This is a genomic window from Pseudomonas sp. FG47, assembly GCF_057809115.1.
This window is the reverse complement of sequence record NZ_JBMDJI010000017.1, coordinates 27,642-50,774: the sequence shown is the minus strand read 5'-3', so window position 1 is coordinate 50,774 and position 23,133 is coordinate 27,642. Positions and strand designations below refer to the sequence as shown.

The 23,133-nt window shown below is 66.2% G+C and carries 22 protein-coding genes and 1 pseudogene; 4 read left to right on the top strand and 19 right to left on the bottom strand.

Translation table 11 applies throughout. The features are described from left to right. Positions 1-139: 139 nt before the first annotated feature. The 15 genes and pseudogenes from ACODS5_RS14630 to ACODS5_RS14560 all read right to left on the bottom strand — a co-directional run bounded on the left by ACODS5_RS14630 (position 140) and on the right by ACODS5_RS14560 (position 15,221). Positions 140-340: a formate dehydrogenase subunit delta gene (locus ACODS5_RS14630; protein ID WP_134690118.1), complete on the bottom strand. Its 201-nt coding sequence runs from the start codon at positions 338-340 to the stop codon at positions 140-142. After that, positions 337-3,213 (bottom strand): formate dehydrogenase subunit alpha, encoded by a 2,877-nt coding sequence (gene fdhF, locus ACODS5_RS14625; RefSeq protein ID WP_489109002.1) that lies wholly within the window; start codon positions 3,211-3,213, stop codon positions 337-339. The genes ACODS5_RS14630 and fdhF overlap by 4 nt, the downstream gene beginning before the upstream one ends. After that, the gene (locus tag ACODS5_RS14620) at positions 3,210-4,754 is read right to left on the bottom strand and encodes a formate dehydrogenase beta subunit (RefSeq protein ID WP_489109001.1); all 1,545 of its coding nucleotides are present in this window, start codon (positions 4,752-4,754) and stop codon (positions 3,210-3,212) included. The genes fdhF and ACODS5_RS14620 overlap by 4 nt, the downstream gene beginning before the upstream one ends. Next, positions 4,748-5,233, bottom strand: a complete 486-nt coding sequence (locus ACODS5_RS14615) for a formate dehydrogenase subunit gamma (protein WP_134690115.1) — start codon at positions 5,231-5,233, stop codon at positions 4,748-4,750. Before ACODS5_RS14615 ends, ACODS5_RS14620 begins: the two co-directional genes overlap by 7 nt. A 357-nt stretch (positions 5,234-5,590) precedes the next feature. Continuing rightward, the gene (locus ACODS5_RS14610) at positions 5,591-6,016 is read right to left on the bottom strand and encodes a DUF1289 domain-containing protein (protein ID WP_489109000.1); all 426 of its coding nucleotides are present in this window, start codon (positions 6,014-6,016) and stop codon (positions 5,591-5,593) included. 25 nt (positions 6,017-6,041) lie between these two features. Beyond that, positions 6,042-6,155 (bottom strand): annotated as a pseudogene (locus ACODS5_RS14605) (hypothetical protein); the annotation flags it as partial. A 303-nt stretch (positions 6,156-6,458) separates the two neighbouring features. Continuing rightward, positions 6,459-7,154, bottom strand: coding sequence for a B3/B4 domain-containing protein (locus ACODS5_RS14600; RefSeq protein WP_134690113.1), 696 nt, complete (start codon positions 7,152-7,154; stop codon positions 6,459-6,461). Positions 7,155-7,252: 98 nt separating this feature from the next. Next, complete coding sequence (locus ACODS5_RS14595; RefSeq protein WP_489108999.1) at positions 7,253-8,410, bottom strand: glutathionylspermidine synthase family protein; 1,158 nt, start codon at positions 8,408-8,410, stop codon at positions 7,253-7,255. Between the two features lie 2 nt (positions 8,411-8,412). Continuing rightward, complete coding sequence (locus ACODS5_RS14590; RefSeq protein ID WP_489108998.1) at positions 8,413-9,165, bottom strand: DUF1190 domain-containing protein; 753 nt, start codon at positions 9,163-9,165, stop codon at positions 8,413-8,415. A gap of 25 nt (positions 9,166-9,190) precedes the next feature. Next, the gene (locus ACODS5_RS14585) at positions 9,191-9,616 is read right to left on the bottom strand and encodes a DUF350 domain-containing protein (protein WP_134690110.1); all 426 of its coding nucleotides are present in this window, start codon (positions 9,614-9,616) and stop codon (positions 9,191-9,193) included. Positions 9,617-9,628: 12 nt separating this feature from the next. Further along, positions 9,629-10,288: a DUF2491 family protein gene (locus ACODS5_RS14580; RefSeq protein WP_167659441.1), complete on the bottom strand. Its 660-nt coding sequence runs from the start codon at positions 10,286-10,288 to the stop codon at positions 9,629-9,631. A 237-nt stretch (positions 10,289-10,525) separates the two neighbouring features. Continuing rightward, complete coding sequence (locus tag ACODS5_RS14575) at positions 10,526-11,227, bottom strand: PspA/IM30 family protein (RefSeq protein ID WP_489108997.1); 702 nt, start codon at positions 11,225-11,227, stop codon at positions 10,526-10,528. A 17-nt stretch (positions 11,228-11,244) separates the two neighbouring features. After that, the gene (locus ACODS5_RS14570; protein ID WP_134690108.1) at positions 11,245-11,859 is read right to left on the bottom strand and encodes a YjfI family protein; all 615 of its coding nucleotides are present in this window, start codon (positions 11,857-11,859) and stop codon (positions 11,245-11,247) included. A gap of 187 nt (positions 11,860-12,046) precedes the next feature. After that, positions 12,047-14,239, bottom strand: coding sequence for a TonB-dependent receptor (locus ACODS5_RS14565; RefSeq protein ID WP_489108996.1), 2,193 nt, complete (start codon positions 14,237-14,239; stop codon positions 12,047-12,049). Positions 14,240-14,384: 145 nt separating this feature from the next. Further along, a complete protein-coding gene (locus tag ACODS5_RS14560) occupies positions 14,385-15,221 on the bottom strand; it encodes an AraC family transcriptional regulator (protein ID WP_372239485.1) in 837 nt (278 codons plus the stop codon). A 123-nt stretch (positions 15,222-15,344) separates the two neighbouring features. On the opposite strand from ACODS5_RS14560, the gene ACODS5_RS14555 reads away from it, so the two are divergent. Genes ACODS5_RS14555 through ACODS5_RS14545 form a run of 3 tightly spaced genes read left to right on the top strand, consistent with a single transcriptional unit; the run spans position 15,345 to position 16,552 of the window. Next, on the top strand, positions 15,345-15,731 hold the full coding sequence (locus ACODS5_RS14555; protein ID WP_489108995.1) for a hypothetical protein: 387 nt from the start codon (positions 15,345-15,347) through the stop codon (positions 15,729-15,731). Positions 15,732-15,750: 19 nt separating this feature from the next. Further along, entirely contained in the window at positions 15,751-16,089 is a 339-nt protein-coding gene (locus ACODS5_RS14550; protein ID WP_134690105.1) for an antibiotic biosynthesis monooxygenase, read from the top strand. Next, positions 16,076-16,552 (top strand): OsmC family protein, encoded by a 477-nt coding sequence (locus ACODS5_RS14545; RefSeq protein WP_134690104.1) that lies wholly within the window; start codon positions 16,076-16,078, stop codon positions 16,550-16,552. The genes ACODS5_RS14550 and ACODS5_RS14545 overlap by 14 nt, the downstream gene beginning before the upstream one ends. A 38-nt stretch (positions 16,553-16,590) precedes the next feature. On the opposite strand, the gene ACODS5_RS14540 is transcribed toward ACODS5_RS14545, so the two are convergent. Beyond that, positions 16,591-17,502 (bottom strand): LysR family transcriptional regulator, encoded by a 912-nt coding sequence (locus ACODS5_RS14540; RefSeq protein WP_134690103.1) that lies wholly within the window; start codon positions 17,500-17,502, stop codon positions 16,591-16,593. A gap of 170 nt (positions 17,503-17,672) precedes the next feature. Here ACODS5_RS14540 and lysA point away from each other — a divergent pair, with 170 nt between their 5' ends. Next, positions 17,673-18,908, top strand: a complete 1,236-nt coding sequence (gene lysA / locus ACODS5_RS14535) for a diaminopimelate decarboxylase (protein WP_134690102.1) — start codon at positions 17,673-17,675, stop codon at positions 18,906-18,908. 160 nt (positions 18,909-19,068) lie between these two features. Here lysA and ACODS5_RS14530 read toward each other — a convergent pair whose 3' ends face one another. The 3 genes from ACODS5_RS14530 to kdpC all read right to left on the bottom strand — a co-directional run bounded on the left by ACODS5_RS14530 (position 19,069) and on the right by kdpC (position 23,127). Further along, positions 19,069-19,761 (bottom strand): response regulator, encoded by a 693-nt coding sequence (locus tag ACODS5_RS14530; protein ID WP_134690101.1) that lies wholly within the window; start codon positions 19,759-19,761, stop codon positions 19,069-19,071. Continuing rightward, the gene (locus ACODS5_RS14525; protein WP_134690100.1) at positions 19,758-22,412 is read right to left on the bottom strand and encodes a sensor histidine kinase; all 2,655 of its coding nucleotides are present in this window, start codon (positions 22,410-22,412) and stop codon (positions 19,758-19,760) included. Before ACODS5_RS14525 ends, ACODS5_RS14530 begins: the two co-directional genes overlap by 4 nt. A gap of 157 nt (positions 22,413-22,569) precedes the next feature. Then, the gene (kdpC, locus tag ACODS5_RS14520) at positions 22,570-23,127 is read right to left on the bottom strand and encodes a potassium-transporting ATPase subunit KdpC (RefSeq protein ID WP_489108994.1); all 558 of its coding nucleotides are present in this window, start codon (positions 23,125-23,127) and stop codon (positions 22,570-22,572) included. Between the last annotated feature and the right edge of the window lie 6 nt (positions 23,128-23,133).

Sequence of the window (23,133 nt, the reverse complement as noted above, 5' to 3'; positions counted from 1 at the left end):
CAGCTTGCTGGCGAACCCGCCAACCCGGTGCCTGCCAGTGTTCGCCGGCAACGCCGGCTCCTACACGTTATCCCGCCCCTGCCCTGTAGGAGCCAGCCTTGCTGGCGAACCTGCCAACGCGGTAGCAGCCGGTGAATGGCTACAACGCCTCCCGCACCTTCGCATCGAGCCCCTCCCCGGCATGCGCCTCGACCCACGCGGCCAGTTGCCGGCGCATCGCCGGCGTCCAGAAGCTCTGCAGGTGCTGGCGCACGCCCTGCACCGCCTTGGCATGATCCGGCTCGCTGTCGAAGTAGTGGGCAATCTGGTTGGCCATCTTGACCAGGTTGTCATTGCTCATCGACGCACCTCCACCTTGTCCGCCTGGCGCCGCTCCTTGAGCAAGCGCCGCTGTTCTTCACTGAAATGCTGGTAGCGCTTCTGCCACTCCGAGGGCTGGAACACCTTCACCACCTCCACCGCGGTAACCTTGTATTCCGGGCAGTTGGTGGCCCAATCGGAATTGTCGGTGGTGATCACGTTGGCCCCGGACTCGGGGAAGTGGAAGGTGGTATACACCACGCCCGGCGCCACCCGGCCGCTGACCTTGGCGCGTAGCACGCTCTGCCCGGCGCGACTACCCACGCCGACCCAGTCGCCATCGGCGATGCCGCGGCTCTCGGCGTCGCTGGGGTGGATTTCCAGGCGATCCTCGTCGTGCCAGGCAACGTTGCCGGTGCGTCGGGTCTGGGCGCCGACGTTGTACTGGCTAAGAATGCGCCCGGTGGTCAGCAGCAATGGATAGCGGCTGTTGACCTTCTCGTCGGTGGGCACGTAGCCGGTGAGCATGAAGCGCCCCTTGCCGCGCACGAACTGCTCGATGTGCATGGTCGGCGTGCCATCGGGCGCGACATCGTTGCACGGCCACTGCAGGCTGCCATGGCGCTCCAGTTCGGCATAGCTGACGCGGTGGAAGCTAGGCGTCAGGCGGGCGATCTCGTCCATGATCGCCGACGGGTCAGGATAGTGCATGGGGTATCCCAGCGCGCCGGCCAGGGCCATGGTGGCTTCCCAGTCGGCCTTGCCGGCCAGTGGCTCCATCACCTTGCGCACCCGCGAGATGCGCCGCTCGGCGTTGGTGAAGGTGCCGTCCTTCTCGAGGAACGAGCTGCCCGGCAGGAACACATGGGCGAACTTGGCCGTCTCGTTGAGGAAGATGTCCTGTACCACCACGCACTCCATCGCCAGCAACGCGGCGGTGACGTGCTGGGTGTTGGGGTCGCTCTGGGCGATGTCTTCGCCCTGGCAGTACAGCGCCTTGAAACTGCCATCGAGCGCGGCCTCGAACATGTTCGGAATGCGCAGCCCGGGGTCAGGCTGCAAGGTCACGCCCCAGGCCTGCTCGAATTCGGCACGCACGCTGGCATTGGAGATGTGCCGATAGCCGGGCAGCTCATGGGGGAAGGAGCCCATGTCGCAGGAGCCCTGCACGTTGTTCTGCCCACGCAGCGGGTTCACCCCCACCCCTTCGCGGCCGATGTTGCCGGTGGCCATGGCCAGGTTGGCGATGCCCATCACCGCGGTGCTGCCCTGGCTGTGCTCGGTGACGCCCAGGCCGTAGTAGATCGCCGCATTGCCGCCGCTGGCGTACAGCCGGGCGGCGGCGCGGATCTGCTCGGCGGGCACGCCGCACACCGGGCCAAGCACCTCGGGCGCGTTGTCCGCCAGCGCGACGAAATCACGCCAGCGGGCGAAGTCCTCGGTCTCGCAGCGGGCATCGATGAAGCGCTGGTCGAGCAGGCCTTCACTGACGATCACATGGGCCAGGGCATTGAGCATGGCCACGTTGGTGCCGGGACGCAGTTGCAGGTGCAGCTCGGCGCGGGCATGAGGCGAGTCGACCAGATCGATGCGCCGCGGGTCGATGACGATCAGCCGCGCGCCCTGGCGCAGGCGGCGCTTGAGCTGCGAACCGAACACCGGGTGGGCGTCGGTGGGGTTGGCGCCGATCACCAGGATCACATCGGCTTGCATCACCGAGTCGAAGCTTTGGGTGCCGGCGGATTCGCCGAGGGTCTGCTTGAGGCCGTAGCCGGTGGGCGAATGGCAGACCCGCGCGCAGGTGTCGACGTTGTTGTTGCCGAACGCCGTGCGCACCAGTTTCTGCACCAGGTAGGCTTCCTCGTTGGTGCAACGGCTGGAAGTGATGCCGCCAATGGAATCGCGCCCGTACTTGAGCTGGATGCGCCGCAACTCGCTGGCGGCATAAGCCACCGCCTCGTCCCAGCTGACTTCCTGCCAGGGATCTTCGAGGCGCTTGCGGATCATCGGCTTGGTGATGCGGTCCGGATGGGTGGCATAGCCCCAGGCGAAGCGCCCCTTGACGCAGGCATGGCCGTGGTTGGCGCCGCCGTGCTTGTCCGGGACCATGCGCACCAGCTGGTCGCCCTTCATCTCGGCGCGCAGCGAGCAACCCACGCCACAATAGGCGCAGGTGGTGGTCACCGCGCGCTCGGGCTGGCCTAGCTGGATCAGGCTTTTCTCGCTCAGGGTCGCCGTCGGGCAGGCCTGCACGCAGGCGCCGCACGACACGCATTCGGACTCGAGGAAGTTGTCGCCCCCCGCCGCCGCCACCCGCGAGGCGAAGCCGCGCCCGCTGATGGTCAGGGCGAAGGTGCCCTGGATCTCCTCACAGGCGCGCACGCAGCGGTTGCAGACAATGCACTTGCTCGGCTCGTAATCGAAGTACGGGTTGGACACGTCCTTCTGTTCGGCCAGGTGGTTGGCGCCATCGTAGCCATAACGCACCTCGCGCAGGCCGACCTGACCGGCGACGGTCTGCAGCTCGCAGTTGCCGTTGGCCGAGCAGGTCAGGCAGTCCAGCGGGTGGTCGGAGATGTACAGCTCCATCACGTTGCGCCGCAGGTCGGCCAGGCGCGGCGTCTGCGTGCGCACCACCATGCCCTCGCCCACCGGCGTGGTGCAGGAGGCCGGGTAGCCGCGCATGCCGTCGATCTCGACCATGCACATGCGGCACGAGCCGAAGGCCTCGAGGCTGTCGGTGGCGCACAGTTTGGGGATGCTGGTGCCGAGCATGGCCGCGGCGCGCATCACCGAGGTGCCGGCCGGCACGCTGATCGCGCGACCGTCGATGACCAGGCTGACCTGCACCTCGCTGATCCGCTCGGGGGTGCCCAGGTCGATGTCGCTGCGGGGGTCGAAGTAGTTGATCATTGCGCGGCCTCCAGGCCGAAATCGGCGGGGAAGTGCTTGAGGGCGCTGGCTACCGGGTAGGCGGTCATGCCGCCCATGGCGCACAGCGAGCCGTATTGCAGCGTGTCGCACAGGTCGCGCAGCAACGCCGCCTGGCTTTGCCGGTAGGCCGGGTCGGTGCTGGCGATGAGCCGGTCGACCACCTCCACGCCACGGGTCGAGCCAATCCGGCAGGGCGTGCACTTGCCGCAGGACTCCTCGGCGCAGAACTGCAAGGCGAAACGGGCCATGCTGGCCAGGTTCAGGCTGTCGTCGGCCAGCACCACGCCGCCGTGGCCGAGCATGGCGCCGATGGCGGCGAAGGCCTCGTAGTCCAGCGGCGTGTCGAACTGCTCAGGCGGCACCCAGGCACCCAGCGGGCCACCGACCTGCGCCGCCTTGATCGGTCGGCCGCTGGCGGTGCCGCCGCCGTAGACCTCCACCAGCTCACGCAAGGTCAGGCCGAAGGCGCGTTCCACCAAGCCGCCGTGGCGGATATTGCCAGCCAGCTGGAACGGCAAGGTGCCCAGCGAACGGCCCATGCCGAAATCGCGGTAGAACGCCGCGCCCTTGGCCAGGATGATCGGTACCGAGGCCAAGGTGAGCACGTTGTGCACCAGCGTCGGCTGGCCGAACAGGCCCTCCAGCGCGGGCAGCGGCGGCTTGGCGCGAACAATGCCGCGCTTGCCCTCCAGGGACTCGAGCAACGCGGTTTCCTCGCCGCAGATATAAGCCCCAGCGCCGACCCGCACTTGCAGATCGAAGGCCACGCCCTTGCCGGCGACGTCCAGGTAGCCCGCCTCGCGAGCCAGCAGGATGGCTTCGTTCAAGGCACGCACCGCGTCCGGGTACTCCGAGCGCACATAGATGTAACCGGTGTTCGCCCCCACCGCGAGGCCGGCGATGATAATGCCTTCGATCAGCAGGAACGGATCGCCCTCCATCAGCATGCGGTCGGCGAAGGTGCCGGAGTCACCTTCGTCGGCATTGCACACCACGTACTTCTGCCTACCCTGGGCCTGGCGCACGGTGCGCCACTTGATGCCCGCCGGGAAAGCCGCGCCGCCACGGCCACGCAGGCCAGACTCGAGTACCGCGGCGACCACCTCCTCGGCGTCCAGCACGCTGGCCCGGCGCAGCCCCTCGAAGCCACCGTTGGCATGGTAGTCATCCAAGGACAACGGGCGGGTGATGCCGGCACGGGCGAACAGCAAGCGTTGTTGGGTCTTCAAATAAGCTATTTCCTCGACCGGCCCCAGCGCCAGCGGATGGCCTGTGGCGTTGCCGGCCAAGGCATCGAGCAGGCCGGGCACGTCCTCGACGGTCACCGGACCGAAGCCCTGGCGACCCTGGTCGCTCTCCAGCTCGATCAAAGGTTCCAGCCAGTACAGGCCGCGGGCGCTGGTGCGCTTGATATGCAGCGCCAGCTGGCGGCGGGCGGCTTCGGCAAGCAATGCCTCGGCCACCTGGTCGGCGCCGACGGCACGGGCCAGGGAGTCGCAGGGAATACACAGGTTCAACATGCCTTCACCTCCTCGCGGCAGCCAGCCACCAGGGCCCGCAGGCGTTCAGGGGTGACCCGGGCGTGCAACTGGCCATCGAGCTCGAGCGCTGGCGAACAGGCACAGGCGCCCAGGCAGTAGACCGGGCGCAGGTCGAGCGCGCCGTCTGCGCTAACGCCGTGGTCATCCAGCCCCAATTGCTCGCGCAACTGCGCGGCCAACGCTTCGGCGCCACGACTCTGGCAGGATTCGGCGCGGCACAGGCGCAAGGTGTGACGCGCAGGCGGCGTGGTACGAAAATCGTGATAGAAACTGATCACCCCGCGCACTTCGGCCAGGCTGAGGTTCAGGGCATGGGCGATTTCGCCGACGGCAAGGTCGGGAATGTAGCCGGCACCGGCCTGGATGGCGTGGAGGATCGGCAGCAGCGCGCCGGGAGTGTCCTTCTCGCGGGCCAGGACGCGCTGGATCAATGGCAGGTGCTTCAACTCATCAGGCATACAGCAGACCTCGGCAACCCGGCCCGGCCCTTGTGGCGGGCCAGTGTCCGGCGGTGTTCAGCTGTGGTGCCCGCGCACGTCACGGTGGCGCGGTGCGGGCACCCTCCTTGCCGCTGGCCGGGCGTCTGGGCGCGCTCGGTCCATGGGCATCCCCAGAGCATGGCAGGTCTGGCGCGGCTGGGTTGCACGCGGGCGACCAGGCGCGTCCTGAAACCGACCCCGAGAGAACCCGGCGACGCGGTGGCTGGCACCGGCTGCGCCGGTGTTCGCCGGCAAGCCGGCTCCTACGCCGATCGCGACCTGCAATACCTGTAGGAGCCAGCTTGCTGGCGAACCCGGCGACACGCTGGAGCGCCCCTATGCCGTTGATGCCTGCACCGCCAATTGGAAGACAGCCTGGTCCAGCAGGTCCCTGAATTCGTCCAATGGCAACGACGCCACCGCAGGCAGCAAGCGGATACCATAATCCTCAAGCGCCGTGATGACCCTGGCACCGCGCCGGATCACCTCATAGGCGCAATGATGCACGAAGGCACGCGAGCCGCCATGCACCCCCAACACCTTGGCGCCGGCCAGCAGGCGCTCGACATCGACTACCTCGCACCGGTCCCGCATGGCCTGCGCCAACCAGCCATCGAGCCGCTGCATCACCGCACCCTTGCGCGCTTCATCGTAGCCGTTCCAGGCGATGATCTCGTCATCGTAGCGCTTGCAGCCACGGCACACCGCATCGCCATACACCGTCGAACACAAGCCGATGCAGGGCGTCTTTATCCGGTTCATCGGCCTCTCCCCTGCGTGCTCGCCATCAATCCCACGACAGCGCAGCGCCGGCCTGGTACTCGATCACCCGGGTCGCGAAGAGGTTCTTCTCTCTCTTCAAAGCCAAGATCTCGCTCATCCACGGCAACGGGTTCTCCAGCCACGGGGGTTGGCGCGGCAACCTGCTCCGCCATATCGAGCCCTCGGCGCGGGGTGCCGGCCGGTGGGTTTGCGGGGGATGGGTTCGTGTTGTTCATGCGATCTTCCTTCCTGGACCTGAAAAACCGACTTCAGGGTCAGCTTTTATACCGAAACGTGCCGCGTTTCGGATGAGGGCTTTACCAGGGGAAAACACCATATCTAGTGTTAAGAAAAACAAAAAACACAACATACTGTGTCCCCAACGAAAGCGGGACACAAGATATAGATCAAGAACGGCAAGGTCAACACAACATGTAGTGGTTCACCCCTCAGGGCCATCGACAAGGCGCTGGATAACCCCAGCCCCTGGCATCATCCGGTGCAGCCCCTCCGACAGCCGGTTGCCCGCCTCTTCCAGTGCCGCCAACGGCATCGCCGGCAGGCTTTCGAGGACGAACCACATCTGCCGCGCCTGGGCGTCCAGCCGGGTCCGCACACCTTGGCGCCAGTTCCAGCGCCGGCAGGTAACTCCGGCGTCATCACGCCAGACCACCTCCCCGGCCGCGGGCGCTTCTTGCACCAGCGCGCCCTCCTTGAAGGTGTCGAAGCACTCGCTGCCGTCGGCCAGCACCAAGCGCGGCACGCCGACATAGGCCTGCAGGTTCTCGCCGCCGACCGGCACCGCATAGGCCAGGCTGATGGCGTTGTACAGATCGACCAGCGGGTCGAGGGCCGGCAGCGCGCCATCGCGCAGCACGCGCTTGCGCAAGGCTTCGGCCGAACAGGGAGTACGCTGGGGTTTGGCGCCGAAACCGCGGAACACCTCGGCCCAGGCCTGCAGGTGGGCGTCGGCCCAGGCCGGCTGGCCTGCCACGACGGCGGCGCAGGCACTGGCCAATGCCTGGCCGGCGACCTCCGGATGACGGATCGGTGCCGCCTGCACAGTGATGCTCAGCGCCCGGAAGCCGGGGGCCAAGTTGAAGATGGCAGGGTCGATGGATGGCATGACAGGTTGCATCGGGCATCTCGCACGGGCTGAAAAGCGCCATGCTGATGCCCCATGAGGGTGAGGAAAAGTGATATCTCCTTACCCTGTATAAGCCCAGCTGATCGCGCTCAGTCCACCACCACGTGGGGCAGGAAGCGCGAGCTGTCCTTGGTGATCAGCGTGTCGTCCTCGCGAATACCGATCCCCGAAGCCAGGTCGCCAATGACCCAGGCACCAATCAGCGTGTAGCTGTCGCCGAACTTCGGCAAGGGGGCAAAGCCCTGCAGGATGTAGGGCGCATCGTCGTAGGGCCCATCCTCGAACACCCGCTGGTCGTCGACGGTACGGATATCCACGTTGGCCCCCTCGCGGGAGAAGTACGGCTTGCGCACCCAGCCCTTGGGCACCGGGCGGCGCGGGTCTGCGTCGAGGAACGCCGGCAGCAGGTTCGGGTGCCCTTGGTGCCACTCCCACAACAGCGGCAGGATGCCTTTGTTGGAGATCAGCGCCTTCCACGCCGGTTCCACGAACTGGGTGTCGCACCCGGCGATGGCCTGGCCGAAATCCTCGTGGAAGATGTGCTCCCAGGCGTGCAGCTTGAACAGGCGCGGGATCGGCCGCCCGTCGAGGTCGACGAAACGCCCCTCGTGGTTCAAGCCGATATCCTCCAGGTCGATGTGCCGGGTGCTGATACCCACGTGCCCGGCCATCTTGCGCAGAAAATCGGTAGTGCCGCGGTCTTCGACGGAGCCGGCGATGGCCGAGAAGTAGAAGGGGCTCTCCCGCTCGAAGGCGGCGAAGGCCCGCACCAGGTCCTCGGCCAGGCTGTTGAACTGGCTGGCATGGGCCGGCAGCACGCCGCGCTCGATCTGCTGCTCCAGCCAGATCAACTGGAACGCCGCCGCCTCATACAGCGAGGTCGGCGTGTCATAGTTGGCCTCGATCAGCTTGGCCGGGCCGTTGCCGTCGTAGCTGAAGTCGAAGCGCCCATACAAATGCGGCTGGCGCTCCTGCCACGAGCGGCGCACCAGGTCGAAGAACGCTGGCGGGATCGCCAGGCGGGTCAGCAGCGCCTCGCTGTCGACGATGCGCGCCACCGCGTCCAGGCACATGGCGTGCAGTTCCTGGGTGGGCGCCTCGAGGTCGCGGCTGACCTGGGCTTCGCTGAATTGGTAGTAACCACGCTCGTCCCAGTAGCGCTCGCCGTCGATGGTGTGGAAGGCGAAGCCTTCACGCTCGGCGGTGGCACGCCAGTCCGGACGTTCGTCGCAGAGGATCTTGCGCATGCTCAACCACCGAAGCTGAAGCCGCCGCTGCTCTTGCCGCCCCAGCCACTGCGCGCGGTGGCCTGGCTGCCGAAGCCGCCGCGGGAGATCGACGAGGACACGCTGGAGCGGGTCGAAGTGCTGGACTTGTAGGTGCGCCCGCTGGTGCTGCCGGAGTAGTAGCTGCCGTAGCTGCCGCCACTTTGTTGGGCCTGGTCGGAGCGTTCGAAGCGCTTGCCCTGGTCGATCTGCTGGCCAAGGGTGGTGCTGCGGTAGCCGCCGCTGCTGTCACGGTACTGGTAGACCGGCTGCGAGTAGTACTGGCGGTTGCCGCCGCTGAGCACCTGGCCAAGCAGCAGGCCGGTGAGCAGGCCGTTGAAGTTGCTGCCGCCACTGCTGGCTTGGCCGCTGCTTTCGACCTGGGCGCGAGCGGCATCGACCTGGGCTTGGCTCACCTCGCCCGACACCGCCAGTTCGAAACCGCCCAGGCGTGGCATGTAGCGGCCATCGCTGGTGACCTGGCAGTAGTCCGGCACGAAGTCGGCCTCGCAGGCGGTTTTGTCGGCATAGGTCGGGGCGACGCGGCGGTGGTCGGCCAGCGCCTGCATGTAGGCGTCGGAACACACGTCCACCGGCACCTTGTCATCGACACAGGCCTGGACGGTGGTGTAGTTGCTGCGCTTGCTGACCGTGTAGGTTTCCTCCGGCGCGCTGCACGCGGTGAGCGCCAGCGGCAGGGAACTGGCCAGCACCAGCTTGACGGAACTGCGTCTCATGAATGGCTCCTTGCGCGCGGACGGCTCAGACCGACGGGGTCATGCAGGCCGAGTTGAGGAAGCCCACGCTGATCGCCACGGCGGCGGCGTAGATCGCGGCAGCCATCTCGCCCTTGGCGATGCGGCTGGCCAGGCCCTTGAGCACCAGGCTGGTGAGGGCGAAGGCGAGCAACTGCACCACCGCGGCGATCACCACCCAGACCACGAAGTCGAGCAGGCTGACGCTGTAGGCGATGATGTTGCTGGCTGGCAGCGAGAAGCCGATCAGCGCGCCGCCCAGGGCGATGGCCGCGGCACTGTTGTTGTCACGGATCAGGGCGAACTCGCGGTGCGGGGTGAGGTGCGTGTAGATGAACTGGAACAACCAGAACAGCACCAGCGCCACGCTGATGTAGAGGATGAAGCCGATCACGGCCTGGGCGTTGAGCGACATGCGAAGCGCGTCGAGCATGGTGAATCCTTGTCAGATGACGTTGAAGTCCGTTGATTGCAGGGTGACACCCACCGAAGTGGTCAGGCTGACATTGCCCTCCTCGTCTTCCTCCACCGACAGCAGGAGGAATTCGCGGCGCTCGGTCAAGCCGGTCTCGCGGGCATACAGCATCGACAGGTGCTGGATGCGGTAGCTGGTTTCCGGGCTGCTAACCCATTCGCTGATCGGGGTCAGCTCGGTCTGCCCTTCTTCGCTGCCCCATTGGCGGACGAACTCGTAGCCTTCGTGCTCGTAGTACGGCAGGCCGATGTTCGACTCGGGGCCGACCAGGCGCTTGAGCTCGGCGTCGCTGGTGACCGGCACCACGCTGTAGTAGCCGAACAGGATGATATCGCGTACATCGTCGGCGCTCGCGCCGTTCATCACCACCTGCAGCCAGTAGTCCTCGTCTTCCATGTAGAAGCGCGCCAGGCGCACCGACTGGCCGAGGTCGACTTCACCGACGGCCCAGACCACTTCCTGTTCGGGTACTTCCAGTTCGCTATGGCCATCGAGCAGCAACTTGAGCGAAGGGTCGAGCTTGAGCATGCGCCCGCTGCCCAGGCCGAACGGCAGGTTGCCGGCGGCTCGCTGGCCGCTGGCGGCCGGCTTGGGGGCTTCGAAGCCCATGAAGCGTTTCAACCAACCCACGGGGTATCTCCTGGCTGAGGGGATGACGGGACAGCTGCCAAGGTTTGGCCGCTAGCAAACAGGCAGGGCCTGTGGGGGGAAAGCGACATTGAAAGTCCCTTGGGTCGCGGCAGTCCTTTGGCGGGGGCGACACGATACTGCTTTTCGTGTGCCCCGCCAACGGGCCTGCAGCAGGGTTTTGCGCCAGCCGGGCCGGCTCCATCGCGGGGCCCACGATAGGCCGGTCCGATCAACGGATCACTGCGCCGGCTTGGCCGCCTTGGCCTTCAAGCGCGCCAGCACATCGTCGGCGCCGCTGTTGCTGGCACCGATACCGGCCGCCTTCAAGCGCGCCTCGAGGTCGCTGCCATCGGCCTTGCTGGCCAGTTCCGCCGCCGCTTCCAGCTCAGCCGCGCGCTCGCTCTGGCGCTTCTTGATACGGTCCAGCGAACCGACCGCGGTCTCCAGGCTGCCATTGGCGCCGCCGGTGGCCGACGCCGCGCTCACCTGGGCGCGTTGCACGCTCTCGCGGGCCTTGATCAGGTCGACCTGCTGCTTGAGGCTCTTGATCTGCGCTTCGGTCTTGCTCACGGTGGCGGTCAGCGTGGCGACCGACGCGCCGAACTGGTCGGCCAGCGCCTGCTCGCTGTCACGCTGGTTGGTCAGCTCGGCGATACGTGCCGCACACTCATGGGCCAGGCCGTCTTCACCCTTGTCCAGGGCGGCAATGGCTTTCTGTTCCCAATCGCCGATGGTCTTGTCGAACTCGCCGATGCGCTGCTGCGCGGTCTTTTGCTTGGCCATGATCTTGACCAGTTGGTTGCGCGCGTCGATCAGGTTGTTGTCGGCGTCGCGGATCTCCTGGTCGAGGATGCGCAGGGCTTGGGAATCGACGATGGCTTCACCGACTTCCGAAGCACCACCACGCAGGGCGGTAACGATCTTTTTCAACAGGCTCATGGTGAATCTCCGGGCAATCAGCGGGTGAAGTAGTCTTCGAAGTCTTCGGCGGCGGTGATGACGTTGTCGGCCAGGGTGTGGATCTCCTGGGCGATGTTGTCCAGCGACGAGGCCGCGCTCAGGGCGCCGAACATGGTGTACACCGACTCGCCCGACGGCAGTGTGTGCAGGCCGATGGACGACAGCGGGAACACGTCGCGGGTGCGCAGCACCGCATCGTTGAATGCAGCACGGTCTTTTACCTGGCTGGCTTCCACCAGCAGCGTGTCGACCAAGATCTGCTCACCAGCCACGGCGATGTACAGCGGCAGGCCGTCCAGTTCGTTCATCACCAGCTTGAGGCTGGGCTCGGCGCCCTGTTGCAGGGACAGGCCGATCGACCCGTCACGCACCTCGTCCAGACCCTGCAGGGCGCCGTGCAGCGATTCGATCGTCCAGTGGTTGTGCTCGGTCATGAAATCCTCCGTTCTGACCTGGTTGCCCGCGTGGGGCTGGCGTAATGCTTTCTCGATGCCGCGCAGGGCGGCCGCGTGCTCCGGCAGGATCCACAGCTCACGCTTGACCAGGCCCGCGGCCTTGAGCCGGGCGCGCATGTCGCGCATGTAGTCGGTGGAGCTTTTCTTGCCGGCCATCGAGGAAGAGTCCTTGTCTCACATGTGAGGCACGTTACGCCTGGTTTGTGACCTGCGCAAGTCTCACATGTGAGCATGGATCAGAACTCTTTCGCTGCGCCGTGCAATGCCCGAAGGGGGCAGCTTGCAAGCGAGGCAGACAACGCAGCGCAAGGCACCGGCCACACCGGTGCGCGTCGGCAGGACCTCAGAAATCGATAGTGCCCGAGAACTTCACCAGCCGTGGATCACCTTGGGTCATGTAGCCGCCATTGGCCGAGGCCCAGTAGTTCTTGTCGGTGAGGTTCTCAACGTTCACCCGCAAGGTCAGGTCCTTCTCGGCCACCTTCAGTTTGTAGCGCGCCCCGGCATCGAAGCGGTTCCAGGTCGGCAGGCTAAGGTTGTTGGCGGCGTCGACGAACTGTCCACCGGTGCGCAGCATGCGCGCATTGAGCGCCAGGCCCGGCACGCCGGGGACATCCCAGTCCACGCTGGCGTTGAGCAGGAAGGTCGGCACGCCGATGGCGTGGTTGCCGTCGTTGGTGCCATTCAAGGTTTTCTTCTGCTCCGAGCTCATGCGGGTGCCGCCGGCCATCAGGCGCAGGCCGTCGATAGGCTCGCCGAACACGCTCAGCTCAATGCCCTTGTTGACCTGCTCGCCGTCGCGGACGAACAGGTTGCCCAAGGTGTAGCCATCGGACGGTTTCTCGATGCGGAACACGGCCAGGTTGGCGCCGTAGCTCTGCTTGTCGAACTTGATGCCAGCCTCGAGCTGCTTGGTGCGCCCTGGCGGGAACAGGGTGCCGGCGTTCAGGGTATTGGCCGGGGCGCTCGGCCCCTGGGCCAGGCCTTCGATGCGGTTGGCGTACAACGAAACGCTGTCGCTGGCCTTGAACACGATGCCGTAGACCGGCGTGGTCACGCCCTTGTCGTAGGCAGGACCATTGCGGCTGCCATCCTTCGAGGGGTTGGTAACACTGTTTGGCGTGGTGCCGTCGTAGAAATAGTTCTCCACACGCAACTGCTGACGGCGCACACCATAGGTCAGCAGCAGTCGGTCGTCGAACAGGCCCAGCGTGTCGGAAATCGCGATGCTGCGATTGCGGGTCTTGCCGGTCACGCCGGGATCACCCGTGTCGCCACCGGTCATGCTGACGTCGCTGGGCCGGGGCAGCTTGCCGGTGTTGTAGATATTGCTGTTGCCAGGCGTCGAGCGATAGAAGGTGTAGGCGTTTTCCGCCTGGGTCCACAGGGTGTTGGCGCCCAGCGCGATCTGGTGGCTGACCGGGCCGGTCTGCAGGCGGCCATTGAGTCCGGCGCTGAAGCTGCTGTTGTCCTCGCCGTGGACGATATCCGAGCCGCCGAGGGTGGCCTGGCCACTGTTGCCCACCAGCACCGGCGTGCCGTAGGTGCCGTGCTCGCGGGTGTGGCGCGCGCCGCCAGCCAGGTAGGCGGTCCAGCTATCGCTCAGGTCCCATTCGCCACGGATCATGCCGAAAGTGTCTTCCGATTCGCTGTAGGTCCAGGCCTGGCCATAGTTGTGGCTGGCGTCCGGGGCGGTGGGCACCCGGGTGGCGCTGCCTGGGCGCACGGAATTGCGCAAGTGATTGATGCGCTGTTTCTGGTAGCCGAAGTCGGAAGACACACGAAAGCCATCGCCCTGGTAATCCAGCCCGGCAATAAACAGCTTGGTGCGTTGGTCCTGATCATCGACAGCGGTTTCGCCTTCGCGTTGGCTGAGGTTCAGCCGCGCGCCGAAGCGGTTGTCCTCGCCGAAGCGCTGGCCAATGTCCAGGTGCTCGCCGATGCGCCCATCGCTGCTGATGTCCTGGGTGTAGCGACGGGTCGGGGTATCGCCGGCGCGCTTGGATTGCAGGTTGACGTTGCCGCCCAGGCCGCTGCCGGTGGGGCTCACGCCGTTAAGGAAGGCATTGGGCCCCTTGAACACTTCGACCCGCTCCACCCCGTCGGTGGACATGATCTGCCGCGGCAGGATGCCGTACAGCCCGTTGAAGGCAATGTCATCGCCACTGAGCGGCAGGCCACGGATCACGAAGACCTTGGACTGGTTGCCGAAGCCGAACGACTCGCGCACCGACGGGTCGTTGGCCAGCACATCGCCGATGTCCTCGGCCTGCTGGTCCTCGATCAGTTTGGAGGTATAGCTGGTCATGGTGAACGGCACGTCCATGTAATCCTGGTTGCCCAGCACGCCCATCTGGCCGCCCCGGGCAACCTGGCCCCCGGCAAAAGCCTCGGGCAACGCGGAAGGTCCTGGCTTGATCGCGTCGGCATTGACGTCGGTGGCCTCGAGCTGGATGGGCTCAGCAGCCTGCGCCATCAAGGTGGCGGTACAGCAAAGCGCCAGCAGGGCTGGGCGAGAAGGGAAACGGCACGGCATGGCGGGAGTCCTGACGGATGTTATATTTGAGAACAAGGGGGTTAATGTTAATGCTTCTCAAATACCAACATCAATCAACAGAGCGGCCTTGTGCCACTGCAGGGATGAACGGTAGGGGAAAGTGTGTCGCAGGCGTCTGCGTCGCTCAGGGTGCCAGCATGATACGCCCCGTCTCGCCTTCCCCTGGGCCGCCGCGCTCCAGCAGATAGCGCGCCGGCGGCTTGCCCATGGCCTTGCGGAACATGGTGACGAAGCCACTGGCGCTTTCATAGCCCAGCTCCAACGCCACCGTCTGCACGCTTTCGCCCCTGGCCAAGCGTTGCAGCGACAGGATCACGTGCAATTGCCGACGCCAACGGCCAAAGCTCATGCCGACCTCCTGCAACAACAAGCGACTCATGCTGCGCTCGCTCATGCCGATGCGCCGCGCCCACTGCGCGCCCGAGAGCTTGCTCGCCGGGTGCGCCAACAGCCCTTGGGTCAACTGGCGCAAGCGGCGGTCGCTGGGCAGTGGCAGGTGCAGGTCTTCGACCGGAGCCGCGCACAACTCGTCGAGCAGCGTCGCAATCAAGCGTGCCTGTGGCCCGTGCTCGGCGTATAGCGCCTCGAAACCGCTGGCCTTGAACAGCAGCTCACGCAACAGCGGCGACACCGCCAGCGTGCAGCACACCGCAGGCAGGCCAACCACGGTGTCCGGCTCGACGAACAGGCAATAGCACTCAGTCTGCCCCGACCCCCTTACCGCATGCAGCAGGTCGCCGGGGATCCACAGCGCGCACTGCGGCGGCACGATCCACACGCCGGCATCCACTTCGCAGTTGAGCACCCCGCGTACCGAATAGATCAGCTGCGCCTTGCGGTGCCGGTGCGGCGCATGTTCCCAGTCGCTACCGACCGAGGAGGCATTGAGGGCGATGACCTGGCGGGCCATGCCATCGATGTCCCACGTAGGTGGATGATCTGCGGCGCTGCTGGATTGCACGGCGGGGTCCTGAACGATGGCCGGAATGAAAAATAGAATGACTAAATTGCGCAATGACGTCCACCACTGGCCTGGCTATCGTGGCACTGCGTCGTCGACGCTTTGTTTTCAGGAGGACTCGTCATGTTGTTGAACACCACCTATTTCCCGTTGGTCTGGATGCAGCTCGGCAATGCCGGCATCGATACCACCGACGAGGGCTTCGCCACCTTCGAGGCACTGCTGCTGCGCGAGGAGCCGTTCGTGTTGCTCGATGCCGACAGCGCACAACGCGAGGAGCGCGAGCACGCCCACGAAGAGCGCAAGCAACTGTCGTTGTGGATGAAACGCCACAAGACCGCGCTGCGTACGTTTGTCAGGGGGCAGATCAATGTCGAGCCAGATCCCGCCAGGCAGGCCTGCGTGCGTGCCTTCAGGCCAACGTTCGAAGCGTTCTGGGGGTATCCGCTGTTCGTGGTGGCCAGCCAGGAGGAAGCGTTCAAGGTGGCAGACCGGCTATTGGCCAAGTAACCAAGGGAGTGATGGGCGCATGGGCCTGGTTGCAATCAATACCGTGGAAATCGTGCCCACCCCCGGCGCCACGGCCGCTTTGCGGATACGCCTGGGCGCCCTGCTGGAGACGCTCAATCGCACCTCGGGCTGCCAGCGCTATACCCTCGCCTACACGGACGCTTTGAAAGGCCCCTGGATCATCACCGGCTATTGGGACTCGGTCGAACGGATGACCGCGCATTTTCAACTGCCCTGCCTGATGGCACTGTTCGAGTGGGCGACCCAGCGGCTGATATCGAGGATCGGCTGTAGTACATTTCTGCTCGCACCCGCCTCGCCCTACCAAGCCTGGGAGATCCACCATGAAGGAACATGAGTACAGCGTCACCGTGAACTGGGTAGGCAATACTGGCAAGGGCACCGCCAGCTATGATGCCTACACACGTGACTTCACCGTCGACATGCCGGGCAAGCGCACATTGCTCGGCTCCGCCGACCCGGCGTTCCGTGGCGACCAGCACCGCTGGAACCCCGAGGACATGCTGCTCGCCTCGCTCTCGGCCTGTCATAAGTTGTGGTACCTGCACCTGTGTGCGGTCAACCAGGTGAACGTGCTCGAATACCTCGACCAGCCGCACGGGCGGATGGTCGAAGGTAGCAGCACGCGCAAAGGCCATTTCACCCAGGTCGTGCTACGCCCCCGGATCGTGGTCAGCCAGGCGTCGGACATCGACCTGGCCATGCACCTGCATGAACAGGCCCACCATGAATGTTTCATTGCCAACTCGGTGAACTTCCCAGTGACCTGCGAAGCGGTCATCACCTGCGCCACCCCCTGAGTGGCTTGCCCGCCCCCACGGATGATCCCGGGCCATCCCTACAAGGCGCCCAGCGCCGTGGCTATAACCCGCGCCTGCTCGCGCAACGCCTGGCAAAACGGCTCGACCACCACCGAGGCCGGGCGGTGCTCGGGCTGGATCAACATCACCCGATACGGTACCGACAGTGCCAGACGGCGCATCGCCAACCCGCTGTGCGCCGCGTCCAGGCCACTCAATGGGTTGATGATCGCCACCCCCAAGCCCTGTCGGACCATGGCGCAGACCGACGCCGCGCTGGTGGTTTCGATCACCGTGCGGCGGTTCACCCCGGCCGCGCGAAAGTACTGGTCGAGCTGTTGTCGATAGGTGTCCAGGCTGGCCAGGTTGATGAAGTCGACCTCGTGGAAATCGCCTAGAGCCAGTACCGGCTTGGCTTGCAGTGGATGCCCCTGGGGCAGCACGCAGACCATGTCGGCACTGAACAGCAGTTCGCCTACCGCCCCCCGTGGCACCTGCTCGACCTCGGTCAAGCCCAGGTCGTGCTGCTGGGCGACCAGCGATTCCTCCAGCAGCGGCGATTCCTGCGCGGTGATGCTGACACTGACACCACGGTGCTGCTGGTGGAAACGCTGGCAGGCCTTGGGCAGCAGGGTTTGCGAGAACAGCGGCAGGCAGGTGATGGCCAGCCGGCCCTGCTCGAAGTTGCGGATGGCCTGGGCGAAACGGTCGATGCGCTCGAGGCCGACGAAGGCACGCTCGACTTCCTCGATCAGCAGCAAGGCCTGGGCGGTGGGGGCCAGGCGCCCGCCTTCGCGCGCGAACAGAGTCAGCCCGGTGACCTGCTCCATGCGCGCCAGCTCGCGGCTGACGGTGGGTTGGGAGGTGAACAGCAGGCGCGCGGCGCCGGTGACGCTGCCAGCGGTCAGTATCGCGCGGAAGACTTCGATATGGCGGATGGACAGTTTCACGGCTGGCTCCGGGTTGTGGTGGCAGCGGTTACGCTGGTGTTCGCTGGCAAGGCCTGCGCCTACAGCGATTGATCTACATATCAAATATGAATAGCAAGGCCAATAATAGATATTTTTCTGGATTGCATGATTGCCTCACCATCGGTGCATCCCAAACAAGGAACACCACCATGACCACCCCTGCCCCGCTCCTGGCCAACGCCGTCCGCCAGCACGGCTCGCCGCTTTGGGCCTACGATGCACGGACCATCGGCCAACGCATCGACCAGCTCAAGCAGCACTTCGACACCGTGCGCTTCGCGCAAAAGGCCAACCCCAACCTGCACGTGCTGCGCCTGATCCGCGAACGCGGCCTGGTGCTCGACGCGGTTTCCCTTGGGGAAATGGAGCGTGCCTTCGCCGCCGGGGCTTCGGTGGGGGGTGAACCGGCAGGCGTGGTGCTGACCTGCGATGTACTGGACCAGCCGACCCTGGCGCGGGTGGTCGAGACCGGCATCGAGGTCAACGCCGGCTCCATCGACATGCTCCGCCAGTTGGGCGAGCACTCCCCAGGCCACCGCGTGTGGCTGCGCATCAACCCTGGGTTCGGCCACGGCCACAGCCGCAAGACCAACACCGGCGGCGAAAACAGCAAGCACGGCATCTGGCACGCGCAACTGCCTGAGGCGCTGGCCTGCGTGCAGCAGTACGGTCTGCACCTGGTGGGCGTGCACATGCATATCGGCTCGGGGGTGGACTACCAGCACCTGGAGCAGGTGGCCAGCGCCATGGTCGGACTGATCGGCCGCCTGGGCATGGACATCGAGGCCTTCTCCATCGGCGGCGGCCTGTCCACGCCCTACCGCGACGGCGACCAGCCGGTTGACCTGCAGCGCTATGCCCGCACCTGGGCGGTGGCGCGCTCGGAGATCGAGGCGATGCTCGGCCACCCCGTGCGCATGGAGATCGAGCCGGGACGTTTCCTGGTGGCCGAGTGCGGCTACCTGGTGACCGAGGTGCGCGCCGTCAAGCAGATGGGCGACAAGCACTACATCCTGGTCGATGCCGGCTTCAACGACCTGATGCGCCCGGCGATGTATGGTGCTTATCACCGCATGAGCCTGTTCGATGCCGTGGGGCGCCCAGTCAATCGCCCCCTGCAACCGACCGTGGTGGCCGGGCCGCTGTGCGAGTCCGGTGATGTGTTCACCCAGAACGACGAGGAGCTGACGCCCCAGGACCTGCCCCAGGCCAAGGTGGGCGATCTGCTGGTGATTCACGACGCTGGGGCCTATGGCGCCTCGATGTCGTCGAACTACAACAGCCGACCGCTGCTGCCGGAGTTTCTGATCGAGCAGGACAACCTGCGGATGATCCGCCGCCGCCAGAGCGTGCAGGAGCTGCTGGCCCTGGAGCTGGACATCTGATCCACAAACACACCGCGTCCCCTGTAGGAGCGGCCTTGCGCCGCGATGGGGCGCGTAGCGGCCCCAGGTTTCAGCTGCGCCGCGTAGATCGCCGGGGCCGCTGCGCAGCCCTTTCGCGACGCAAGGCCGCTCCTACAGGATGCGCGGCGCCCTTGTGACCTCAGGCCGGTGTCACCAGGCGATACCCTACCCCTGCCTCGGTAATGATGAACCGTGGCGCCGTGGGGTCATCGCCCAGCTTCTGCCGTAGGTGCCCCACCACGATCCGCAGGTAATGGGTGTCGTCGACATGGGTCGGCCCCCAGATATCCTTGAGCAACTGCTGCTGGGTAATCACCCGCCCCGGGTGCCCGGCCAGTTGCGCCAGCAGTGCGTACTCCTTGCGCGTCAGCGCCACCTCGACGCCGTCCAGGGTCACCTTGCGAAAAGCAAAATCCACCACCAGCGGCCCGAAGCTCGCGGTCGCGACCACCCCACCCGCCTGTGGCGCCTGGCGCAACAAGGCCCGCACCCGCGCCAGAAACTCCTGGATGCCGAACGGCTTGGTCACGTAGTCGTTGGCCCCGCCATCCAGCGCATCGACCTTCTGCACCTCGCTGGCCCGCACCGACAGCACCATCACCGGTACCGTGCTCCATTCACGCAGCTCGCGCAGCACCTGCTGGCCGTCCATGTCCGGCAGGCCGAGGTCGAGCACCACCAGGTCGGGCTTGCCCAGCGCAGCCTGGGCCAGGCCCTCGCTACCGGTGCCGGCCTCTATCACCTTGTAGCCCTGGGACGCCAGGCTGATGCGCAGGAACTTGCGGATCTGCGGCTCGTCGTCGATGACCAGCAGGGTGGCGGCTTGGCTCATGGTGTTTCACTTTCGCTAGCGGGTTGGGTCGGCAGCGGCAAGCATAGAGTGATGCAGGTGCCCTGGCCATCGATGCCGTCGCCCACCAGGATGTGCCCGCCATGGGCGCCGATCATGCCCTGGCAGATGGCCAGGCCCAGGCCGGTGCCCTGCCCGCCACGGTCGCCCCGAGCGGCGGTGTAGAACATGTCGAAGATCTTCTCGCGCTCCTCCAGCGCAATGCCAGGCCCCTGGTCACTGACGGCGAAGCACAGCTGCTCGTCGCGCACCTGCACCTGCAATACCAGGCGTCCTTGCGCGGGCGAGAAACGCGCGGCGTTTTCCAGCACATTGACCAGCGCCTGCTCGATCAACGCTGCATGCACGAACAGCAGCGGCAGTTCGCCGGGGACTTCGCTATGCACCCGCAGCGGCGCCAGCACCACGCGCAGGCGGTTTAGCGCGCTGCCGACGATATCGCCGGGGGCCACCCAGTCGCGCGCGAGCTTGAGGCTGCCGTGGCCCAGGCGGGTCATGTCCAGCAGATTCTGGATGTAGCGGTCCAGGCGCTCGGCTTCGTTGCGAGTGCCTTCCAGCAACTCGCGCCGGTCATCCGGGGAGATGGCGTCGCCCAGCGCCAGCAGGCTGTCGATGCTGCCGCGCATCGCCGTCAGCGGCGTGCGCAGGTCGTGGGACACCGAGGCGAGCAAGGCGCTGCGCAGTTGCTCGGTTTCACCGTGCAGGCGCGCGGCTTCCAACTGCTCGCCAAGGCGGGCGCGGGCCAAGGCCTGGGCCAGGGGTTGTGCCAGGGCCATCAGCAAGCGCCGGCGCTGGGCCGTCAGCGGCTCGCCGCTGCGCGGGCGCACGCCGAGCAGCGCCAGGGCCTGGTCGTCCACCGCCAACGGCCACCACCACCAGCGGCCATGAGGCAAGGTATCGCTGCCAAAACCGGCGCCCTGGCCGTGCTGCCAGGCCCATTCGGCGGCGGCGCGCTCGTTGTCGGTGAAAGCCGGGGCAGCGCCGCTGGCCACTTGCAGCAGGCCATCGGCGCTACGCTCGAGCAGGCATACCTGCACGTCCTGCCAGCCATCCAGGTGCTGGCCGGCGGCGCTGAATACTGCCTGGCGGTCAGTGGCCACGGTCAACCGACGCGACAGGTCGAGCAACTGGTTGGTCTGCGCCTGGGTTTCACGCAGCGCTTGCAACTGGCGGCGCTGACGCGCGGCGAGGTTGCCGGTGAGCGCGGCCATCAGCAGGAAGAACACCAGGGTCAGCACGTCTTCTTCGCGCTGGATGCTGAACGAGAAATTCGGTGGGATGAACAGGAAATCGTAGGTCAGGAATGACAGCGCCGCGCAGGCCAGCGCCGGGCCCAGGCTACTGCGCACCGCCACCAGCAACACGGCGGCGAGGAACACCAGCGAGATATTGGGCAGCGCCAGCACGCTGGACACCGCCCACGACAAGCCAGCGGCCAGCAGCGTGGCCAGCAGCGCCAGCAGGTAATGGCGCCACACCCACACGCGCTTGACCGCCGCCCGCGGCGGTTGCGGCTGGGCGTCGCGGTCAAGCACGTTGATTTCCAGGCCATGGCTTTCGCGCAGCAGACGGGTCGCCACGCCGGCACCGAAGAAGCGTCGGCGCAGCAGGTCGCGGGACTGGCCCACCAGCACCAGGCTGGCGCGGCGCTCGCTGGCATGCTGGATCAAGGTACGCGCCACCTCGCCAGCACGCAGCAACACCACCTCGCCACCCAGGCGCTCAGCCAGTTGCTGGGCAGCTTGCAGACGATGACGGGCGGCTTCGTCACGTAGGCGACCATTGTCGACATGCACCGCGCTCCATGGCAGGTGACGGCGCTGGGCTACGCGGCAGGCATGGCGCACCAGCCGCTCGGCCTGCTCATCGCCATCGATGCCCACCAGTAACCGGCCACGCAGGGCCGGGGCTTCCTGGCCGCGTTGGCGGTAGCCGCTGGCAAGGTCGGCATCGACCTGGGCGGCAGCGGTGTGCATGGCCAGTTCACGCAGGGCGGTGAGATTGGTCTGGGAGAAAAACGCATCGATGGCGGCACGGGCCTGCTCGGGCACGTAGACCTTGCCTTCGCGCAGACGTTCGAGCAGCTCGCGTGGCGGCAGGTCGATCAGCACCAGCTCGAAGGCCTCCTGCAGTACCCAGTCCGGCAGGGTTTCGCGCACTTGCACGCCGGTGATGTCGCGCACCTTGTCGTTGAGGCTTTCCAGGTGCTGGACGTTGACCGTGGTGTACACGTCGATACCGGCGGCGAGCAGCTCCTGCACATCCTGCCAGCGCTTGGCGTGGCGGCTGCCGGGGGCATTGCTGTGGGCCAGCTCGTCCACCAGCACCAACGGTGGCGCGGCCTTGAGCAGGCCGTCCAGGTCCATTTCCTCGAGCATCACGCCGCGGTATTCGCTGCGCAGCAGGGGTTGTTGGGTCAGCCCGCCGAGCAGGGCCTCGGTCTCGGCGCGGCCGTGGGTCTCGACCACCCCCGCCACCACCTGCACGCCCTGGCGTTGCTGGGCGTGGGCGGCCTGGAGCATGGAAAAGGTCTTGCCGACCCCGGGCGCGGCGCCGAGGAACACCTTGAGCCGGCCGCGGCCTTCGCGGGGCAGGCCGGCCAACAGCGCGTCGGCGCGGGTGGAGTCACTCATGTTTGGTCCTTAATCAGGTGCAATTATCAGCAACCTTGCAGTTTCTGTAGGAGCGGTCTTGTGTCGCGATAGGGCCGCAAAGCGGCCCCGGCGATCCTTGTATCAACACTTGAACCCTGGGGCCGCTGCGCGACCCTTTCGCGACGCAAGGCCGCTCCTACCTAATCGGCGCCAGGCGCTCCAACGCCTGGTTCAGCGCCAGTACATTGACCACCGGCGGCCCGACCAATGGCCGCAGGGTGGCGTCATTCACCAGCACTTGCAAGCGCTCGACCGGCACCTGCCGCGCCGCCGCCACCCGTGGCAGCTGATAGGCGATGGCGTCCGGCGGCAGGTGCGGGTCCAGCCCGCTGCCCGAGGTGGTCAGCAGCGCCAGCGGCACCGGCCCCTGCTGCGCCTGGTACAGCGCGCTGGCCGCGTCTTCGACGCGCGCGGCCAGGGCCGGGTTGCTCGGCGCCAGGTTGCTCGCGCTGCTGGATACGGTGGCGTAGTCACCGGCCGAAGGCCGCGACTGGAACCAGCCATCGCCCTTGAATTGCTGGGCGATCAGCGCCGAGCCGCGTACCTGGCCACGGTCATCGCGCACCAGGCTGCCATTGGCCTGTTCGGGGAAGGCCACCTGGGCAATGCCGGTCACCGCCAGCGGGTACAAGGCGCCGGTGACCAGGGTCATCAGCAAGACCAGGCTCAGGGCCGGGCGTACGTATGCAGTCATGTTCGT

Excerpts from the sequence above, each read along its gene's own strand:
- ACODS5_RS14565 (WP_489108996.1), bottom strand. The coding sequence starts at position 14,239 with ATGCCGTGCCGTTTCCCTTCTCGCCCAGCCCTGCTGGCGCTTTGCTGT.
- ACODS5_RS14630 (WP_134690118.1), bottom strand. The coding sequence starts at position 340 with ATGAGCAATGACAACCTGGTCAAGATGGCCAACCAGATTGCCCACTAC.
- ACODS5_RS14530 (WP_134690101.1), bottom strand. The coding sequence starts at position 19,761 with ATGAGCCAAGCCGCCACCCTGCTGGTCATCGACGACGAGCCGCAGATC.
- ACODS5_RS14620 (WP_489109001.1), bottom strand. The coding sequence starts at position 4,754 with ATGTTGAACCTGTGTATTCCCTGCGACTCCCTGGCCCGTGCCGTCGGC.
- ACODS5_RS14600 (WP_134690113.1), bottom strand. The coding sequence starts at position 7,154 with ATGCAACCTGTCATGCCATCCATCGACCCTGCCATCTTCAACTTGGCC.
- ACODS5_RS14610 (WP_489109000.1), bottom strand. The coding sequence starts at position 6,016 with ATGAACCGGATAAAGACGCCCTGCATCGGCTTGTGTTCGACGGTGTAT.
- ACODS5_RS14615 (WP_134690115.1), bottom strand. The coding sequence starts at position 5,233 with ATGCCTGATGAGTTGAAGCACCTGCCATTGATCCAGCGCGTCCTGGCC.
- ACODS5_RS14590 (WP_489108998.1), bottom strand. The coding sequence starts at position 9,165 with ATGAGACGCAGTTCCGTCAAGCTGGTGCTGGCCAGTTCCCTGCCGCTG.
- fdhF (WP_489109002.1), bottom strand. The coding sequence starts at position 3,213 with ATGATCAACTACTTCGACCCCCGCAGCGACATCGACCTGGGCACCCCC.
- ACODS5_RS14555 (WP_489108995.1), top strand. The coding sequence starts at position 15,345 with ATGTTGTTGAACACCACCTATTTCCCGTTGGTCTGGATGCAGCTCGGC.
- ACODS5_RS14595 (WP_489108999.1), bottom strand. The coding sequence starts at position 8,410 with ATGCGCAAGATCCTCTGCGACGAACGTCCGGACTGGCGTGCCACCGCC.
- lysA (WP_134690102.1), top strand. The coding sequence starts at position 17,673 with ATGACCACCCCTGCCCCGCTCCTGGCCAACGCCGTCCGCCAGCACGGC.
- ACODS5_RS14585 (WP_134690110.1), bottom strand. The coding sequence starts at position 9,616 with ATGCTCGACGCGCTTCGCATGTCGCTCAACGCCCAGGCCGTGATCGGC.
- kdpC (WP_489108994.1), bottom strand. The coding sequence starts at position 23,127 with ATGACTGCATACGTACGCCCGGCCCTGAGCCTGGTCTTGCTGATGACC.
- ACODS5_RS14525 (WP_134690100.1), bottom strand. The coding sequence starts at position 22,412 with ATGAGTGACTCCACCCGCGCCGACGCGCTGTTGGCCGGCCTGCCCCGC.
- ACODS5_RS14550 (WP_134690105.1), top strand. The coding sequence starts at position 15,751 with ATGGGCCTGGTTGCAATCAATACCGTGGAAATCGTGCCCACCCCCGGC.
- ACODS5_RS14570 (WP_134690108.1), bottom strand. The coding sequence starts at position 11,859 with ATGGCCGGCAAGAAAAGCTCCACCGACTACATGCGCGACATGCGCGCC.
- ACODS5_RS14575 (WP_489108997.1), bottom strand. The coding sequence starts at position 11,227 with ATGAGCCTGTTGAAAAAGATCGTTACCGCCCTGCGTGGTGGTGCTTCG.
- ACODS5_RS14545 (WP_134690104.1), top strand. The coding sequence starts at position 16,076 with ATGAAGGAACATGAGTACAGCGTCACCGTGAACTGGGTAGGCAATACT.